Consider the following 17,504-nt stretch of genomic DNA (forward strand, 5'->3'; position numbering starts at 1 on the left):
ATCGGATTGATCCCTGTGAAAACCCGGCGGATGCGAGCCGCCCGCCCCCCGCGGCTCGGCGCGTCGGGGCCTGCAGATAGCCTTTCGCCGCAGTTCGGCGATTCGGAGCTCGCTGCCTTTCTCCGCTTTCCATGAATCCGGATCGCGGATCTGCCAAGGTGATGTTGTGCGCTTTCATCGTATTGCCACATGCCGCGCGTTCGAGGCCGCCGCTTGAGATCTGGCCAATGCGGCGGTTGACGTTGTGGCCCCCCGTCGGATGCGACGATGGCGAGCAACGCAGAGCCGTGCACCACCAGTACAATGGTCGGTCGCTGCTGGCGTCCGAGGCCACGAAAATGCCGCCAATGGCGGACAGCACGCTGAGCAAAACAACAAATTAAATTGCTTCGAAGCATTCTTGCTCTCCTTGCAAAGCCAACAACATCATCACATGTTTTGATTCGAGATGGTGTTGTTTGTGTCTGAGAGTCGCAAGCTCCTTACGACCAGTGAGGACGTCTGTGCGATCACTGATATCGGTGCTGACGAGAGGAAGGATCTTGTCGTCGTTGCCGCAGCCATCCCTACCGACGGGATGGGCGTAGCTGATTGCGCCCTGCGCATCTTCGGCCAACATGTGATCGCACGAGCGGCTCGAACTAAACTCGGCGGGATAGCCGCAGCAACGCCACGAACATTCACGACGGCGCCGGCTCTCGGCTTGCTGATCATCGTGTTCGCGCGAACGCAGCCTGGAGAGCAGATCCGGCTCCCGGCCACGAGCTTGGTGCAGGCAAGCGCGATCTCCAGCTTCGATCTGATCTTCCTCAATACGACTCCTCGATGTCTCGGCATCATGGGCTGCAGGGACCGCGCGAGATTCGTTCCAAATATTCGTCGCTTCAGGGAAGATCTGCGTTCAGCCGCGGTTCACGTGCGACAGGAGACTGATGCCGTCGCGCAAGGGCGGCGAGGTTTGCCCGGCTTCACAATGTCTTGTGCGGCGCAAGGCGACGAGCGTGCCGGGGTTTTGCGGATGTTGCGAAGCAGAGACAATGGGTTACAAATGACCGCTACGGCTCGATTTTGCCGAACTATTGAGCGAACTGCTTGTTGATAGGGCAGTTGCTGCTTGCGCTTTGCGTTGCGGAAGAGGGTCAAGAGGGTGCCCAATAGGGGCTGGCGCGCTTCACTCTGAGTCGGTGTCGAGATCAGGAGGAACGTAGTCTGATCTCGCCTCGTTGCAGCAGTGCAGCGGAACCTACGTGGAGAGGGATCATGTACAACGATTCGTTGTTCAACGCGTTCGCGAGGTCGTTCGAGGCGAGAAGCCAGACCGACATGTCGATGGCGGAATATCTTGAATCGTGTCGAACCGACCCGATGCGATATGCGAATGCCGCTGAACGACTACTAGCTGCGATCGGTGAGCCTCAGATGATCGACACGGCCAAGGACCCACGCCTTGGCCGTATCTTTTTGAACCGGACTATACGGATGTATCCGGCGTTTTCCGGCTTCTACGGGATGGAAGATACGATCGAGCGTATCGTTGGATTCTTCCGCCACGCCGCGCAGGGCTTGGAAGAGCGCAAGCAGATCCTCTATCTGCTCGGACCGGTCGGCGGCGGCAAATCGTCGCTCGCCGAGCGCCTGAAGCAGTTGATGGAGGTGCATCCGATCTACGTGCTCAAGGCCGGCGATGAGTTGAGTCCGGTGTTCGAGTCGCCGCTCGGGCTGTTCGACCCCGATGCCCTCGGGCCGATGCTGGAAGAGAAGTACGGCATTCCGCGCCGCCGGCTCACCGGCTTGATGAGCCCGTGGTGCTACAAGCGGCTCGAAGCGTTCGGCGGCGACATCTCGCAATTCCGCGTGGCCAAGTTGCAGCCGTCGCGGTTGCGCCAGATTGGCATTGCCAAGACCGAGCCGGGCGACGAGAACAACCAGGACATCTCCTCGCTGGTCGGCAAGGTCGATATCCGCAAGCTCGAGACTTACGCGCAGAACGATCCCGACGCCTACAGCTATTCCGGCGGGCTTAACCGCGCCAACCAGGGCGTGCTTGAATTCGTCGAGATGTTCAAGGCGCCGATCAAGATGTTGCATCCGCTGCTGACCGCGACGCAGGAAGGCAATTACATCGGGACCGAGAATATCGGTGCGATCCCGTTCAACGGCATCATTCTCGCCCATTCCAATGAGGCGGAGTGGCAGAGCTTCAAGACCAACAAGAACAACGAAGCCTTCATCGACCGCATCTGCGTGATCAAGGTGCCGTACTGCCTGCGTGTCACCGAGGAGCGCAAGATCTACGAAAAGCTGATCCAGAGCTCCGAACTCGCCACCGCGCCTTGCGCGCCGGCGACGCTGGATACGCTGGCCCGCTTCTCGGTGATGTCACGCCTGCGCAAGCACGAGAACTCGACGCTCTACGCCAAGATGCGGGTCTATGACGGCGAAAGCCTGAAGGAGTCGGATCCCAAGGCGCGCAGCGTCCAGGAATATCGCGATGCCGCCGGCGTCGACGAGGGCATGGACGGCGTCTCCACCCGCTTTGCCTTCAAGGTTCTGGCTGCGACCTACAATCACGACACCGCGGAAATCTCGGCGGATGCCGTGCACCTGATGTATGTGCTGGAGCAGTCGATCCGCCGCGAGCAACTGCCGGAAGAAGTCGAGAAGCGCTACCTCGAATTCATCAAGGCCGACCTCGTCCCGCGTTACGCCGAGTTCATCGGTCACGAGATCCAGAAGGCCTATCTGGAATCCTACTCCGATTACGGCCAGAACCTGTTCGACCGCTATGTCGATTACGCGGACGCGTGGATCGAGGATCAGGATTTCAAGGATCCCGATACGGGCCAGCTGCTCAATCGCGAGCTGTTGAACCAGGAGCTGACCAAGATCGAGAAGCCGGCTGGGATTGCGAATCCGAAAGACTTCCGCAACGAGGTTGTCAAGTTCTCTTTGCGCTCGCGGGCCCAGAACGGCGGCAAAAATCCCGGCTGGACCTCCTACGAAAAGATCCGCGAAGTCATCGAAAAGCGGATATTCTCGCAAGTCGAGGATCTTCTCCCGGTCATCTCGTTCGGGACCAAGAAGGACGGCGAGACCGAGAAGAAGCACGCCGACTTCGTCGCGCGCATGGTCGAGCGCGGCTACACCGAGCGGCAGGTGCGCCGCCTGGTCGAGTGGTACATGCGCGTGAAGCAGGCCGGCTGAGACGGAGGCGTATGAAACGTGGTCATGCACATCATTGATCGGCGCCTGAATCCCGGCGGCAAGAGTCTGGAGAACCGTCAGCGATTTTTGCGCAGGGCCAAGGCGCTGGTCCAGGGCGCGGTCAAGAAGACGTCGCAGGACCGCGACATCAAAGACGTGTTGGAGGGCGGGGAGGTGAGCATCCCGCTCGACGGCATGGACGAGCCGCGCTTTCGCCGCGAAGGCGGCACCCGTGACATGGTGCTGCCGGGCAACAAGAAGTTCGTCGAAGGCGACATCCTGCCGCGGTCCGGCGAGGGCAGCGGTCGGAAATCGGCGCCGGGACAGGGCGACAGCGAGGACGCGTTCCGCTTCGTGCTCACCAAGGAAGAGTTCGTCAATCTCTTCCTCGACGATCTCGAACTTCCCGATCTCGCCAAGCGCAAATTCGCCGAGGCCGAGAGCGAGGGCCTGCAGCGCGCCGGCTATGCGACCTCCGGCTCGCCCGCCAACATCTCGATCAGCCGTACCGTCACCCGCGCGCTCGCGCGCCGCGTCGCGCTCAGGCGGCCGCGGCCGGAGGAGATTGCAGAGCTGGAGGCCGAACTGGCGGAGGAGACGGATGAAGAGCGCCGCGTAGCGCTGGCGGCCAAGATCGAGGCCTTGAAGGCCAAGGCCAAGCGCATCCCATTCATCGATCCGATCGATATCCGCTACCGCAGATTCGAGACGGTGCCGAAGCCGATTGCGCAGGCCGTCATGTTCTGTCTGATGGACGTCTCGGGCTCGATGTCCGAGCACATGAAGGACCTCGCCAAGCGGTTCTACATGCTGCTCTACGTGTTTCTGACGCGGCGCTATCGCCACGTCGAGATCGTCTTCATCCGCCACACCGATCGTGCCGAGGAGGTTGACGAGCAGACCTTTTTCTATGGTCCGGCCTCGGGCGGCACGCTGGTGTCGAGCGCGCTGCAATGTATGCACGAGATCGTCCGGTCGCGCTTCAGCCCGTCAGACTGGAACATCTACGCGGCGCAGGCCTCCGACGGCGACAATGCGACCTCGGATTCCGAGAACGTCGCGCGCATCCTGACCAGCAACATCCTGCCGGTGTCGCAATTCTTTGCCTATCTGGAGGTCGGCGAGTCCGGCACCTATTCGTTCGAAATGCCGGACTCGGCATTGTGGTCGCTCTATGAGCGGCTGCGCGCGGGGGGCGAGCCGCTGTCGATGCGCAAGGTGCGCGACCGCAGCGAGATCTTTCCGGTCTTCCACGACCTGTTTCAGCGCCGCAAGACCCAGGAAAGGGCCGCCTCATGAGCGAGCTTCTGTTCGAAGGCGCGGACTGGAATTTTGCGACCTTGCAGCGCATCCACGATGTCTGCGAGGGCATCGCACGTGGCGAGCTCGGGCTGGACACCTATCCCAACCAGATCGAGGTGATCACCGCCGAGCAGATGCTCGACGCCTATTCCTCGGTCGGCATGCCGCTGTTCTACAAGCACTGGTCGTTCGGCAAGCACTTCGCGTTCCACGAAGCCTCTTACCGCAAGGGGCTGATGGGGCTCGCTTATGAGATCGTGATCAACTCCTCGCCCTGTATCTCCTACCTGATGGAGGAGAACACGGCGACGATGCAGACGCTGGTCATCGCGCATGCGGCCTTCGGTCACAACCACTTCTTCAAGAACAATTATCTGTTCAAGCAGTGGACCGACGCCGACGGCATCCTCGACTATCTCGAATTCGCCCGCGGCTATGTCGCGCAATGCGAGGAGCGGCATGGCCGGCTCGCGGTGGAACACACGCTGGATGCCGCGCATGCGCTGATGTCGCATGGCGTCGATCGCTATCCCGGCAAGAAGAAGCTCGATCTGCGGGACGAGGAGAAGCGGGCCGGCAAGCGCAGGCTTTATGAAGAGGCTGCCTTCAACGATCTGTGGCGCACGGTGCCGAGCGGACCGGCCAAGACCAAGGCCGTCCTCAATGTCGAGCGACGCCGCGCGCTGCTCGGCTTGCCGCAGGAGAACCTGCTCTACTTCCTGGAAAAGACCGCGCCGCGCCTCGCCCCGTGGCAGCGTGAGCTCCTGCGGATCGTGCGCCATATCGCGCAGTACTTCTATCCGCAGGGCCAGACCAAGGTCATGAACGAGGGCACAGCGACCTACGTGCATTATCGGATCATGAGCCGGCTGCACCAGGACGGGCGCCTGACCGACGGCAACTTCCTGGAGTTCCTGCAGTCGCACACCAATGTGGTGTTTCAGCCGGAGTTTGACGATCCGCGCTTCTCCGGCTTCAATCCTTACGCGCTCGGCTTTGCGATGATGCAGGATATCGCGCGCATCGTGACCCAGCCGACCGACGAGGATCGCGAATGGTTCCCGGAGATCGCCGGCACTGGGGACGCGATGGCCGTGCTGCGCGATGTCTGGGCCAACTATCGCGACGAGAGCTTCGTCAGCCAGTTCATGAGCCCGCATCTGATGCGGCAGTTGCGCCTCTTCCACCTGCACGACGATCCGGCCGAGCGCGCCGGCATCCGGGTCGATGCCATTCACGACGAGCGCGGCTATCGCCGCATCCGCCGCGAATTATCCAAGCAGTATGACGTCGGATATATCGATCCCAATATCGAGGTGATCGATGTCGACCTCGCCGGCGACCGCCGGCTGATGCTGCGTCACACCGTCGTCAAGGGCGCGCAGCTTAACGAGACGGATACCAAGCGCGTCCTGCAGCATCTCGCCGACCTCTGGACTTACGACGTCTCGCTCACGGAAGTCGATGCAGCGACCGACAAGGTGCTGAAGGAGTATGTGCTCAATCCGCGGATACAACCGGCGGCCGCCTGACGCGGCCGCCGCTCCGTGATGCCTGCTAGATTCTCTCGTCGCAACCTCGCTATTTTTCGGGTTATGATGCGACGAGAAGGGCCGGGAAGCTTCTCGCCGGCCTCGGGGCCATATCCGAACCTTTGGCAGGGACTGTGTGAGTGAGCCGGATGATGGTGCGGCCTTGTCTGGGCCGCGGGATCGTTTCATTCCCTTGCGGAAGTCGGACATTCTGGACGGGGTCATCGCCCATTTTGGCTTGAATGACGATCGGGCGAGGCAGCTCCGGCAGTTCGCTCAGATGCTCGGTGCCATCCTCCACCACCAATATTTCACCGAGCTCGACCGGCTGCGACAGACCTATTTCTATTTCGATCCGGAGTTGAGGCCACCCGGGCATCTCTCTGCCGAGTCGCTCGAATCCGCCTATCGCGATCTGCGCGAGGAATTTGTCCGCGTTCTCACCGAGGCCAACTTCGTCGAGATCGGTCACGAGGAGATCCTGCGCGCGTTCGCCGAGCACGCGCTGGTGCGGGTCAAGGTCAAGGTGCCGCTCGGGGATTATCGGGATGTCCGAATGTTCCGCCGCGGGTACCACCGGGAAACGGTATCCATCCCGTCCCTGTTCGGCTTGCGCCGCCGCTCGGTCGAGGTCGAAGTCTATGACGACGTGGTGCTGATGGTCGCGACCAGGCCGGACATCGCAGGCGCGGAGCCGCGTCTATCGCTGCTGAGCGCCCGCCGTAGCACGACGAAGGCTCGCGGTGGCGCCGTGCTGTTCAAATATTTCCGCCACATCCCGCGCTGGGACCTGGAGGCGCTGTTTCCGAACGTGCGCGTCGTGATGGGGATCCGCGACCAGCTGACCCTCGGCGTGCCGGCGCTGGTCGGCGGCGTGCCGATCCTGCTCAAGCTCGCCTCGACCCTGACCGTTTTATTCGTTGTCGCCGGCTTCTATCTCGGCCTCAGTGGCAAGCTGCACGACAATGACGCCGAGCAGGCGCTGGCCGCGATCAGTGGTCTGTTCGCGCTGGGCGCATTCGTTCTGCGGCAATGGAGCAATTTCCATCGCCAGTCGCTGATCCATCAGAAGCAGCTTACCGACAACATCTATTACCGCAACGTCAACAACAATTCCGGGATTTTCAACTATCTGATCGGCGAGGCTGAGGAGCAGGACTGGAAAGAAGCACTGCTCGCTTATTGCAGCTTGCTCGCGCCGCCCGCATCGCTGAGCCGCGACGAAGTGAAGTTGCGCGCCGAGGATTTTGTGATGCAGCGGTTCGGCCTGCAGATCACATTTGGTGTTGACGACGCGTTGGCTCGGCTAACGAGCCTTGGCCTGCTCCGCAAGGACGGCAACCATCTCGCCGTGCTGCCGCTGGCGGATGCGCTCACAGGGCTCGAGCGCAACTGGGTCGCCCTTCTACGCACCTGATCCCAACTCCGGTTGGGGACGGATTTGATTGTCCTCTGGCCGCATGGACCTGCCGACCGACGAGGCGGGTGCGGGCCGGGCGATTGTGTCCGCTGGTCGCAATTGGATTTCGTGCGTAACCGTTTTCCTGGCGTCGGCAGCTCAATTGTAGCGCTGCGGCGACAATGTCCTTCACCGGATCGACACGGGAAAATGGGCGCGAGCCGCTCTTCCGTGCCGATATTCACGGCAGGAGGAGACCCCCATGAAAGTTCTGATCGCTTCGACGCCCGCGACCGGTCATCTCAATCCTTTGCTTTCGATCACCCACGACCTCCTCGAGGACGGGCATGAGGTGACGATTCTGACAGGAAGCAGGCTGCGTCAGCGGGTCGAGGCGAGTGGAGCGAGGTTCAGGGCGCTTCCGGACGGTGCCGATATCGATCCGAGCGATGTTCATGCGATTGCGCCCGAGCTGAAGACCATGGAGCCTGGTCCGGAATGGCTGCGGCTGTGTCTACAACGGGTCTTCGTGGAAACTATTCCGGCGCAATACGAGGGCTTGCAGCAGGCGTTGCGCGACGGCCAACCCGACGTCATCGTCGGTGACGACATGGTCTTCGGCGTGCTGCCGATGCTGCTCGGCCCGCGTGCGAACCGGCCTCCTGTCGTGCTCTGTGGAACGTCGATCCTGCATTCGACGCGAGATGACGGCGCGCCGCATTTTCTCGGGCTGCCACATGCCACCACGCAGGCCGAGCGCAAACGCTATGCTGAGATCGCCAGGGATTACGATCGTGCCGTCAACGAGCCAGTCGGCCGTCGGTTGAACGAGATTCTGGCGGAGCTCGGCGGCCGTCCGCTGGACATGGTGATGTTCGATTCCGTTTCCGTACTTGCCGATGCCTATCTCCAGCTGACGGTACCGGGCTTCGAATTCCCCCGCAAACTGCCTCCGACGGTCCATTTCGTGGGCCGGCCGCCGATCGTCCCAAATCAGGCGCCGCTGCCGCCGTGGGCGGATGATCTCGGCGGTTCGCGCAAGGTCGTCCTGGTCACGCAGGGAACAGTCGCCAATCACGATTTCGGGCTTCTGGTAGCACCGACGCTCGCGGCGCTTGCCGACGAAAAGGATCTGCTGGTCATGGTGACCACCGGCGGCCGTCCGACGGACACCATTCCAGGAGCGATTCCCGCCAACGCTCGCGTATCCCGCTTTCTGCCGTTCGAATGGGCGCTGGCGAAGGCGGACGTGTTCGTCACCAACGGCGGCTATGGCAGCGTCAACCAGGCTTTGAGCTACGGGCTGCCGATCGTCAGCGCGGGTCTGACCGAAGACAAGGCGGACGTGAACATGCGTGTCGCCTGGTCCGGCGTCGGCATCGATCTCGCCACCAATCAGCCCACCCCGCAAGCGGTACGCGAGGCGGTCAGGGCGGTGCTCGATCGGCCGAACTATCGCGCCCGGGCCAGGAGGATGGCGCGTGAATTCGCCAAGCTCGACACGCGCTCAGAGGTGCTTCGTATCATCAATCAGGTCGTCAATGCGCAGAGGACGCCCGATGTCGGGGCAAGGCTGTCGGCCGGATAGCCGGCAGCTACGGTCGATCAGCGCAGGCTGGCGTTGATCTTGTCCAGGACCGCCGAGCCCGGACAGAGATCCGCAGCTTCCATCCGGTTCAGCGGCCGCTCAACCGTATTGAGATGGCTGTGCAGATCCTCTGCGTCCGGATCGACATAGAGCAGGCCGGTAACGATCTGGCCTTGGGCGGCGTGCTTCTGCAGGAAAGTCATGGCCCCAAGCCGGTCATGCGGATCGTAGTCCGCGTCGATCTTGCGTAGCGCCAGCCTGCTGCCGTCATGCTGCTCGACGATCTGCACCGTGCCGGGCGCGTAGTCGACCGTGATCGGATCTCGCCCGGTGAACACGTCGAGCCGGTTTACGGCGTCGTTGTGCTCGCGCACGTAGTCGTAGCTCTTGGTCGAGCCCGCGTGATTGTTGAAGGCGATACAGGGGCTGACGACGTCGATGAAGGCCGCGCCTTTGTGCTGGATCGCGCCGGCAATGATCGGCACCAGCTGCTTCTTGTCGCCGGAGAAGGAACGGGCGACATAGGTCGCGCCCAGCTGCAGCGCGATCCCGACCAGGTCGATGGCATTGTCGGTGTTGGTCACGCCCTTCTTCGATTTCGAACCGCGGTCAGCGGTTGCCGAGAACTGGCCCTTGGTGAGGCCGTAGACGCCGTTGTTCTCGACGATATAGGTCATGTTGACGCCACGCCGGATCGCGTGCGCGAACTGGCCGAAGCCGATCGAGGCGGAATCGCCGTCGCCGGAGACGCCAAGATAGATCAGCTCGCGATTGGCGAGATTGGCGCCGGTCAGCACCGACGGCATGCGGCCATGGACCGAATTGAATCCGTGCGAATTGCCGAGGAAATAGTCCGGCGTTTTCGACGAACAGCCGATGCCGGAGATCTTCGCGACCCGGTGCGGTTCGATCGACAGCTCGAAACAGGCTTCGATGATCGAGGCAGTGATCGAATCATGACCGCAGCCGGCGCACAGCGTCGAGATCTTGCCCTCGTAGTCGCGGTGGGTGAAGCCGAGCGCGTTGGTCTTGATGCCGGGATGATGGAATTTCGGCTTGGCAATGTAGGTCATGAGAGCACCTCGCATCCCAGGCTCGTCATGGCCGGGCTTGTCCCGGCCATCCGTGTCTGGGCCAGGAAAAAGAAAGACGTGGATGCCCGGCACAAGGCCGGGCATGACGGCGGAGAGCTCTTGGCCAAAGTCATGACACGGCCTTGCGCAGCGGTGTGACTTTGAGGTGATCCTGGTGATCGCCGATGCTATCTGCAATGAAGCGCGCCGTGATCGGGGTGCCATCATAGTGCAGGATCGGGATCAGCCGGACCGGATCGATGCCGTTCTCGTTGACGATCAACTGGCGTAGTTGGGCGTCACGGTTCTGCTCGACCACATAGACGAAGTCGTGTTCGGCGAGGAAGCTCGCTACGCTCGAATGGAACGGGAAGGCGCGGATGCGCAGGCGATCAAGCAGATGGCCGCGCGCTTCCAGGATCTCGATCGCCTCGTCCATCGCCGGCGCCGTCGAGCCGAAATAGATGACGCCGTATTTGGTGGGCTTCGCCGCATTGGCCTGCAGCGGCCGCGGCACGAGGTCCCGCGCGGTCTCGAACTTGCGCAGCAGCCGCTGCACATTGTCGGCGTAGACGGCGCCTTCCTCCGAATAGCGTGCGTAAGGATCGCGCGAGGTGCCGCGGGTGAAGTAGGAGCCCTTGGTCGGGTGGGTGCCGGGATCGGTGCGATAAGGGATGCCGTCGCCGTCGACATCGAGATAGCGGCCGAAGTCGCGGCCTTCCTCGAGCATCTCCGCGGTCATGATCTTGCCGCGGTCATACTGCCGCGCATCGTCCCATTTCAGCGGCCGGCACAGCCGCTGATTCATGCCGATGTCGAGGTCGAGCATCAGGAAGATCACGGTCTGCATCCGCTCGGCGAGATCGAAGGCTGTCGCCGCGAATTCGAACGCTTCGGCGGGATCCTCGGGGAAGAGCAGCACATGCTTGGTGTCGCCATGCGACGCATAGGCGCAGGCGATGATGTCGCATTGCTGGGTGCGGGTCGGCATCCCCGTTGATGGCCCGGCGCGCTGCACGTTCATGATGACGGCTGGAATCTCGGCGAAGTAGGACAGGCCGATGAATTCCGTCATCAGCGAGATGCCGGGACCGGAGGTCGTGGTGAAGGCTCGCGCGCCGTTCCAGGACGCGCCGATCACCATGCCGATCGAAGCCAGCTCGTCCTCTGCTTGCACGATCGCATATTTGGCCTGTCCGGTCTCCGGATCGTGCCGCAGCTTCTTGCAATGGTTGGTGAAGGCTTCCGCCAGCGACGAGGACGGCGTGATCGGATACCAGGCGCAGACGGTGGCGCCGCCATAGACCGCGCCGAGCGCAGCGGCATTGTTGCCCTCGATGAAGATGCGGTCGCCGACCTTGTCGGCCTTCCTGATCTTCAGTCCGATCGGACATTTCAGGTTCTGCAGCGCCCAGTCGCGCCCGAGATGCAGCGCATGCACGTTCGAGGAGAGCAGCTTCTCCTTGCCCTTGTATTGCTCGCCGATCAGCTGCTCGACGAGCTTCGGGTCCATGTCGAGCAGCGCGCAGAGCGCGCCGAGATAGATGATGTTCTTGAACAGCTGGCGTTGTCGCGGGTCGCTATAGGTCGAATTGGTGATTGCCGTCAGCGGCACGCCGATCACCGTAATGTCGTCGCGGAATTTGCTCGACGGCATCGGCTTGGTCGAGTCGTAGAACAGATAGCCGCCGGGCACGATGCCGGCGACATCCTTGTCCCAGGTCTGCGGGTTCATCGCGACCATCAGGTCGGTGCCGCCCCCGCGGGCGCCGAGATGACCGGCCTCCGTGACGCGCACCTCGTACCAGGTCGGCAGGCCCTGGATGTTGGAGGGGAAGATGTTGCGCGGGCTGACCGGCACGCCATGGCGCAGCACGGCACGCGCGAACAGCTCGTTGGCGCTCGCCGAGCCCGAGCCGTTGATGTTGGCGAAGCGGACGACGAAGTCGTTTACGCGGCTGAGCGGCGCTTGCTGGGGCATGCGTGACCTGCGTGAGTCATCTCGAGGAAATATTTCTGCATGTCCCACGCACCGGTGGGGCAGCGCTCGGCGCACAGGCCGCAATGGAGGCAGACGTCCTCGTCCTTCACCATCACGCGGCCGGTCTTCAGATCACCCGACACATAGAGGCTCTGGTCCGGATGCAGCGACGGCGCCTTCAGCCGCTGCCGCAGATCGGCCTCGTCGCCATTCTGGGTGAAGGTGATGCAATCCATCGGACAGATGTCGACGCAGGCGTCGCACTCGATGCAGAGCGTGTTCGAGAACACCGTCTGCACGTCGCAATTCAGGCAACGGTGCGCCTCGCCGAGCGCGAGCTTGACGTCATAGCCGAGTTCGACCTCGGCGCGGATGTCCTTGAGCGCCACCACTTTGTCGCGATGCGGCACCTGGTAGCGCTTCTCGGGCGAGACGTCGTTGTCGTAGCTCCAATCGTGAATGCCCATCTTCTGCGAGGTGACGTGCACCTCGGGCAGCGGCCGCTCGCTGATATCCTCGCCGGACAGCAGGCGATGGATCGACAGCGCCGCCTCATGGCCGTGCGCCACCGCCCAGATGATGTTCTTCGGACCGAATGCGGCGTCGCCGCCGAAGAACACTTTCGGATTGGTCGAGACGAACGTATTGGGATCGACCACCGGCATGTGCCATTTGTCGAAGGCGACGCCGCAGTCCGGCTCGATCCAGGGGAACGCATTCTCCTGACCGACCGCGACCAGCACGTCGTCGCATTCGAAGGTCTGGTCCGGCTCGCCTGACGGCACCAGGTTGCGGCGGCCCTCGGCATCATATTCGGCGCGGACCTTCTGGAAGGTCACCCCGGTGAGCCTGCCGTTGTCGTGGTTGAACGCGACCGGCACCAGATAGTTGAGGATCGGGATGTCCTCGTGCATCGCGTCTTCCTTCTCCCAGGGAGACGCCTTCATCTCCTCGAAGGCGGAGCGCACGATCACCTTGACGTCTTCGCCGCCGAGCCGACGCGCGGTGCGGCAGCAATCCATCGCGGTGTTGCCGCCGCCGAGCACGATCACCCGGCGGCCGATCTTGTCGGTGTGGCCGAATGAGACGTTGGCGAGCCACTCGATACCGATGTGGATATTGGCCGCAGCTTCCTTCCGGCCAGGAATGTTGAGCTCGCGACCGCGCGGCGCGCCGGAGCCGATGAAAACAGCGTCATATTTGTCCGCGAGCAGCTGCTTCAGGCTGTCGATGCGGTGGCCGCCCTTGAACTCGACGCCGAGGTTCAGGACGTAGTCCGTCTCTTCGTCGACCACGCTGTCGGGCAGACGGAACTTCGGAATCTGGGAGCGCATCATGCCGCCGGGCTTCGGGTCGGCATCGAATACGGTGCAGTGATAGCCGAGCGGGGCGAGATCGCGCGCCACGGTGAGTGAGGCCGGGCCGCCGCCGACCAGCGCGATCCGCTTGCCGTTCTTTGCGACCGGCCGCGGCATCCGCTGCGTCACATCGTCTTTGAAGTCGGCCGCGACGCGTTTCAAGCGGCAGATCGCCACCGGGCTCTCTTCGACGCGGCCGCGCCGACAGGCCGGCTCGCACGGACGATCGCAGGTGCGGCCGAGAATGCCCGGGAACACGTTCGATTTCCAGTTGATCATGTAGGCGTCGCTATAGCGACCCTCGGCGATCAGGCGGATATATTCCGGGACGGGAGTATGAGCGGGGCAAGCCCATTGGCAGTCGACTACTTTATGAAAGTAGTCGGGAGCCGAAATATCAGTCGGTTTCATTCCCACCTCGCCCGCGCGCATAAACGGACGCGCGGCCTTCCTGACGTGAGGATGACTAGCCATTCGGCATCATCGGATCGGAGGCGGTTACCTGCTCTTCCGGATCACACCCTGGCTGCCGTCCTTCTGTTTTTGAAATGGTTCAATATCGTTGTCCTATTAGACTAGAGCCATTCCAAGGCGGGCACAAAGGCAAATTTGTGCAACCGATGCGCTGCAGCGCGCGTGCTGCACTGCGGCGTATCTATGCTGTTGAATGCCATCACCCCGCCGAAGCCAAGCATGCGCCGCGGCGAGGGGACGTCATTGATCCATCACAAGGCGCCATCAGCTCTGCGTGATGTCGGTCCGGCTTAGATCCCACATCAGACGGTAGATGCCGACCGACATCTGGGTTGCCAGTGGTCCGTCGATCGCAGCAAAGCGCGTCGTCATCAGCGTGGCGATGGCGTGGCTTTCGGTGCCGTCGATCAGGACAAACCAATCCGCGCCGCGATCGGTTGCGGGCAGCTCGGCGCTCGGTCCGGACAGGGCTGCGTCGCCTTCGAGCAGATGCATCGAGATGATGCTGTCGAGATCGTCAGGATCGAGCTCGACCTGCAACGCAGCACGCAGTGCCGCGTCTTGTCCCGGTTTCGGTCGCAGGCGGATGATGCCGAGGATGGCGCCGCGGCCGGTGCCCTTCGAGATCGTGATGCGGGCGACTGACCGGATCATGTTCTTGAACCGCGCCATCGTCGTCTTCGACCAGTCGGTCGGTGCATTGAGCCGAGCGCGATAGGCTTCGCTGCTCAGCACGTCGATGGTTTCGGTGGAGTAGAGGCAGAGATATTTCGGGCTCGCCTGCTCGGCGACATAGCGCCTGGCCTCGATGAAGCCCGGGATCGCCACGCGCTCCTCCAGATGCTCGCGGTCGTACCAGCGGTTGAAATCGGCTTCGTCAGCCGCATCGATGTTCATCGATGTCAGCAGCATGCCTTTTCCGGCGATGGGCATTGGGAGGTGTCCTTACTGCAGTTCGTTCCTCGTCGTGAGGAGCGCCTTCGCAGACGCGTCTCAACCATCGGGGCCGGATGCATTTGGAGGGCCTCATCCTTCGAGACGCCATGCTCCGCATCGCTCCTCAGGACGAGGTGATGGCGACGTGTTTAAGGCGCAGCCGTGCGAGACGCCATATCGGCGATCGATTTCATGACCGCATCGCGGATGCCGGGATCATAAAGATTGTGACCTGCGGCTTCGATGACACGGATTTCGGCCTCGTGCCACAGGTCGGCGAGCGCCGCGGAGGTCGCGGGCGGGCAGAGCAGGTCGTAGCGGCCCTGCACGACGATGCCGGGGATGCCGGTGAGCCTGCCGGCTTCGCGCAGCAATTGGTCCGGCGCCATGAAACAGTCGTTCTGGAAGTAATGCGCCTCCATGAAGGCTGTCGCCGGCAGCGGACCGGTCGCGCGCAGCGTCGCTTGATCGAGCCTGAAGCGGGCGGGTCTCACTTCCGAAAGCGCACGCTCGGTGTCATGCCAGGAGCGTGCAGCGGGCGCATGGACGGCCGGATCTGGATCGAGGATACGCCGCCAATAGGCCGCGCAGGGCGCACCGCGTTCGGCTTCGGGAAGCACTTCGAGGAAGTCGCGATGCAGGGCCGGGTAGAACCGGGCCAGTGTCTCGCCGAACGCGGTTTCCACCTCGGCCCTTGTGCCCAGAAACGTCGCCCGCAGCACCAGTCCCGCGACGCGGCTCGGATGCGCCTGCGCGTAGGCCAGCGCCAAGGTTGCGCCCCAGGACCCGCCGGCCACGATCCACCGCGAGAAACCGAACTTCTCGCGGATCAACTCCATGTCTGCGATCAGATCGGGCAGGGTGTTGTTGTCGCGGCTGCGGGCCGGCCGGCTGCGCCCGGCGCCGCGCTGATCGAACAGCACGGCATGGAAACGCTCGGGATCGAACAGGCGGCGGTGATCGGGCTGGCAGCCGGAACCGGGGCCGCCATGCAGATACACCGCCGGAATGCCGCCGACGCGGCCGACGCTTTCGACATAGATCTCGTGGCCGCCGGAGACCTGCAGCCATTCCGAAGTCAGCGGTGCGAAGGGATCAGCGCGGCGCGCCGAAGCTTTGCCGGCCTCGGCGTCAGGCATTGTCGTTGTGCTCGGCCGGATCGCCTTCCCAGCTGCCGCCGGCAAAATTGCGGTAGAGGAAGCGGTCCTGGCCGGAAGCCGCGTCGCGCTCGGCCTGCTTGAAAATGCTCTCGTGCAGCGGCGACAAGGTGCAGGCCGGGTCGGTGTTGCCGGCGTCCCCGGTGAGCGCAAAGGCCTGGCAGCGGCAGCCGCCGAAATCGATCTCGCGGAATTCGCAACTCTTGCACGGCTCCTTCATCCAGCCGGTGCCGCGATAGCGATTGAAGGCCTCCGAATTCTGCCAGATCCAGGCGATCGAATGGTTCGAGCGCACGGATTCGAACTCGAGTCCGGTAATGCTCTCGGCGGCGTGGCAGGGCAGGATCTTGCCGGAAGGCGAGATGTTGAAGAACTGGCGGCCCCACCCGCCCATGCATTTCTTCGGCCGCAGCGCGTAGTAGTCCGGCACCACGTAGTCGATCGTGAGGACGCCCTTCAGCCGTTCGCGCGCTTCGGCAACCAGGCGATCGGTTTCTTCGAGTTGCGCGTAGGTCGGCATCAGGCTGGCGCGGTTCTTCAAGGCCCAGCCGTAATACTGCACATTGGCGACTTCCAGCCGGTCGGCATCGAGATTGATCGCCATCTGGATCATGTCGGGCAGCTGGTGCAGGTTCTGCCGGTGCATCACCGCGTTGACGGTGAGCGGGAGGTCGAGCTCGCGCGTCCAGCGCGCGACTTCGAGCTTCTTGGCGTGGCCGCCTTTGTAGCCACCAACGCGATCGGCAAGAGGAGCCTCCGAGGCCTGGAAGCTGATCTGAACGTGGCAGAGCCCGGCGTCGGCCAGCGCCTGCAGCCGCTCGCGCGTCAGCAGCACCGCAGAGGTGATCAGATTGGTGTAGAGCCCGACATCGTTGGCATGCTGCACCAGTTCGACCAGGTCCTTGCGCGCGGTCGGCTCGCCGCCGGAGAAATGTATCTGCAGCACGCCGATCTCGGCGAGCTCGGACAGCACCTTCTTCCATTCAGCCGTGGTGAGCTCGCTTGCGCCGCGGTCGAGCTCCAGCGGGTTGGAGCAATAGGGGCATTGCAGCGGGCAACGGTGAGTCAGTTCGGCCAGCACCGCAAGCGGAATGCCATAGGTCTCCGCGACCGAGCGGCGCTGTTCCAGCACGGTCAACCCGTCATTGCTGTCGGTCCGCGGATGCACGTCTGTCAGTTCGGTCATAGCGTCTTCTCCCGAACCTCGGTCAAAAATCCCTTGTCAGCCAAATCCTGCAGCATGGCGACCACATCGGTGGCGATCATGTCGCGCGGTGCGGCGTATTTTTCCGCAAGCTCGTTCACGATCGCTGCGACGTCGCGTGCGCCGTCGCAGAGCTTGAGCACCTCGACCGCGATCTCGTCCGGCGCCAGCACCCGTTCCGGCGCCAGGATCACCCACACCTGCCGCGTCTCGTCGTATCTCAGCTTGGTGTGACGCGGCAGCACCACGCGGCTTACTTCGGTGACTTGGATGTTGCGTGGTGCTGCCATGGCGTC

13 protein-coding genes are annotated in these 17,504 nt (G+C 62.7%); 6 read left to right on the top strand and 7 right to left on the bottom strand.

Annotation, left to right across the window (positions count from 1 at the left end; translation table 11 throughout):
* The first annotated feature begins 448 nt into the window (after positions 1-448).
* The 6 genes from QX071_RS09425 to QX071_RS09450 all read left to right on the top strand — a co-directional run bounded on the left by QX071_RS09425 (position 449) and on the right by QX071_RS09450 (position 9,025).
* Positions 449-1,099 (top strand): hypothetical protein, encoded by a 651-nt coding sequence (locus tag QX071_RS09425; protein WP_315701092.1) that lies wholly within the window; start codon positions 449-451, stop codon positions 1,097-1,099.
* 161 nt (positions 1,100-1,260) lie between these two features.
* Positions 1,261-3,204 carry a PrkA family serine protein kinase gene (locus QX071_RS09430; protein ID WP_315701091.1) on the top strand — a complete coding sequence of 648 codons (1,944 nt, stop codon included), beginning with the start codon at positions 1,261-1,263 and terminating at the stop codon, positions 3,202-3,204.
* A 24-nt stretch (positions 3,205-3,228) separates the two neighbouring features.
* Positions 3,229-4,503, top strand: a complete 1,275-nt coding sequence (locus QX071_RS09435) for a YeaH/YhbH family protein (RefSeq protein WP_315701090.1) — start codon at positions 3,229-3,231, stop codon at positions 4,501-4,503.
* On the top strand, positions 4,500-6,038 hold the full coding sequence (locus tag QX071_RS09440) for a SpoVR family protein (protein ID WP_315701089.1): 1,539 nt from the start codon (positions 4,500-4,502) through the stop codon (positions 6,036-6,038). The genes QX071_RS09435 and QX071_RS09440 overlap by 4 nt, the downstream gene beginning before the upstream one ends.
* Positions 6,039-6,318: 280 nt before the next feature.
* Positions 6,319-7,455, top strand: coding sequence for a TMEM143 family protein (locus QX071_RS09445; RefSeq protein WP_315701088.1), 1,137 nt, complete (start codon positions 6,319-6,321; stop codon positions 7,453-7,455).
* A 244-nt stretch (positions 7,456-7,699) separates the two neighbouring features.
* Positions 7,700-9,025, top strand: coding sequence for a glycosyltransferase (locus QX071_RS09450; RefSeq protein WP_315701087.1), 1,326 nt, complete (start codon positions 7,700-7,702; stop codon positions 9,023-9,025).
* A gap of 17 nt (positions 9,026-9,042) precedes the next feature.
* On the opposite strand, the gene QX071_RS09455 is transcribed toward QX071_RS09450, so the two are convergent.
* The 7 genes from QX071_RS09455 to pqqD all read right to left on the bottom strand — a co-directional run bounded on the left by QX071_RS09455 (position 9,043) and on the right by pqqD (position 17,498).
* Positions 9,043-10,098, bottom strand: a complete 1,056-nt coding sequence (locus QX071_RS09455; protein ID WP_315701086.1) for a 2-oxoacid:ferredoxin oxidoreductase subunit beta — start codon at positions 10,096-10,098, stop codon at positions 9,043-9,045.
* Positions 10,099-10,228: 130 nt separating this feature from the next.
* A complete protein-coding gene (locus QX071_RS09460) occupies positions 10,229-12,079 on the bottom strand; it encodes a 2-oxoacid:acceptor oxidoreductase subunit alpha (RefSeq protein ID WP_315701085.1) in 1,851 nt (616 codons plus the stop codon).
* On the bottom strand, positions 12,049-13,848 hold the full coding sequence (locus QX071_RS09465) for an FAD-dependent oxidoreductase (RefSeq protein WP_315701084.1): 1,800 nt from the start codon (positions 13,846-13,848) through the stop codon (positions 12,049-12,051). The genes QX071_RS09460 and QX071_RS09465 overlap by 31 nt, the downstream gene beginning before the upstream one ends.
* 327 nt (positions 13,849-14,175) lie before the next feature.
* Positions 14,176-14,844 (bottom strand): DUF4286 family protein, encoded by a 669-nt coding sequence (locus QX071_RS09470; protein WP_315701083.1) that lies wholly within the window; start codon positions 14,842-14,844, stop codon positions 14,176-14,178.
* Between the two features lie 152 nt (positions 14,845-14,996).
* Complete coding sequence (pip, locus tag QX071_RS09475; RefSeq protein WP_315701082.1) at positions 14,997-15,986, bottom strand: prolyl aminopeptidase; 990 nt, start codon at positions 15,984-15,986, stop codon at positions 14,997-14,999.
* Positions 15,979-17,190, bottom strand: coding sequence for a pyrroloquinoline quinone biosynthesis protein PqqE (gene pqqE, locus QX071_RS09480; protein WP_315701081.1), 1,212 nt, complete (start codon positions 17,188-17,190; stop codon positions 15,979-15,981). The genes pip and pqqE overlap by 8 nt, the downstream gene beginning before the upstream one ends.
* Positions 17,187-17,498 carry a pyrroloquinoline quinone biosynthesis peptide chaperone PqqD gene (gene pqqD, locus QX071_RS09485; RefSeq protein WP_315701080.1) on the bottom strand — a complete coding sequence of 104 codons (312 nt, stop codon included), beginning with the start codon at positions 17,496-17,498 and terminating at the stop codon, positions 17,187-17,189. The genes pqqE and pqqD overlap by 4 nt, the downstream gene beginning before the upstream one ends.
* Positions 17,499-17,504 lie beyond the last annotated feature (6 nt).

It is taken from the genome of Bradyrhizobium sp. SZCCHNS1022 (assembly GCF_032484835.1).
Lineage (GTDB): Bacteria > Pseudomonadota > Alphaproteobacteria > Rhizobiales > Xanthobacteraceae > Bradyrhizobium.

Coding starts and splice junctions, on each gene's coding strand:
- QX071_RS09425 (WP_315701092.1), top strand. CDS start 449: ATGGTGTTGTTTGTGTCTGAGAGTCGCAAGCTCCTTACGACCAGTGAG.
- QX071_RS09430 (WP_315701091.1), top strand. CDS start 1,261: ATGTACAACGATTCGTTGTTCAACGCGTTCGCGAGGTCGTTCGAGGCG.
- QX071_RS09435 (WP_315701090.1), top strand. CDS start 3,229: ATGCACATCATTGATCGGCGCCTGAATCCCGGCGGCAAGAGTCTGGAG.
- QX071_RS09440 (WP_315701089.1), top strand. CDS start 4,500: ATGAGCGAGCTTCTGTTCGAAGGCGCGGACTGGAATTTTGCGACCTTG.
- QX071_RS09445 (WP_315701088.1), top strand. CDS start 6,319: ATGCTCGGTGCCATCCTCCACCACCAATATTTCACCGAGCTCGACCGG.
- QX071_RS09450 (WP_315701087.1), top strand. CDS start 7,700: ATGAAAGTTCTGATCGCTTCGACGCCCGCGACCGGTCATCTCAATCCT.
- QX071_RS09455 (WP_315701086.1), bottom strand. CDS start 10,098: ATGACCTACATTGCCAAGCCGAAATTCCATCATCCCGGCATCAAGACC.
- QX071_RS09460 (WP_315701085.1), bottom strand. CDS start 12,079: ATGCCCCAGCAAGCGCCGCTCAGCCGCGTAAACGACTTCGTCGTCCGC.
- QX071_RS09465 (WP_315701084.1), bottom strand. CDS start 13,848: ATGAAACCGACTGATATTTCGGCTCCCGACTACTTTCATAAAGTAGTC.
- QX071_RS09470 (WP_315701083.1), bottom strand. CDS start 14,844: ATGCCCATCGCCGGAAAAGGCATGCTGCTGACATCGATGAACATCGAT.
- pip (WP_315701082.1), bottom strand. CDS start 15,986: ATGCCTGACGCCGAGGCCGGCAAAGCTTCGGCGCGCCGCGCTGATCCC.
- pqqE (WP_315701081.1), bottom strand. CDS start 17,190: ATGACCGAACTGACAGACGTGCATCCGCGGACCGACAGCAATGACGGG.
- pqqD (WP_315701080.1), bottom strand. CDS start 17,498: ATGGCAGCACCACGCAACATCCAAGTCACCGAAGTAAGCCGCGTGGTG.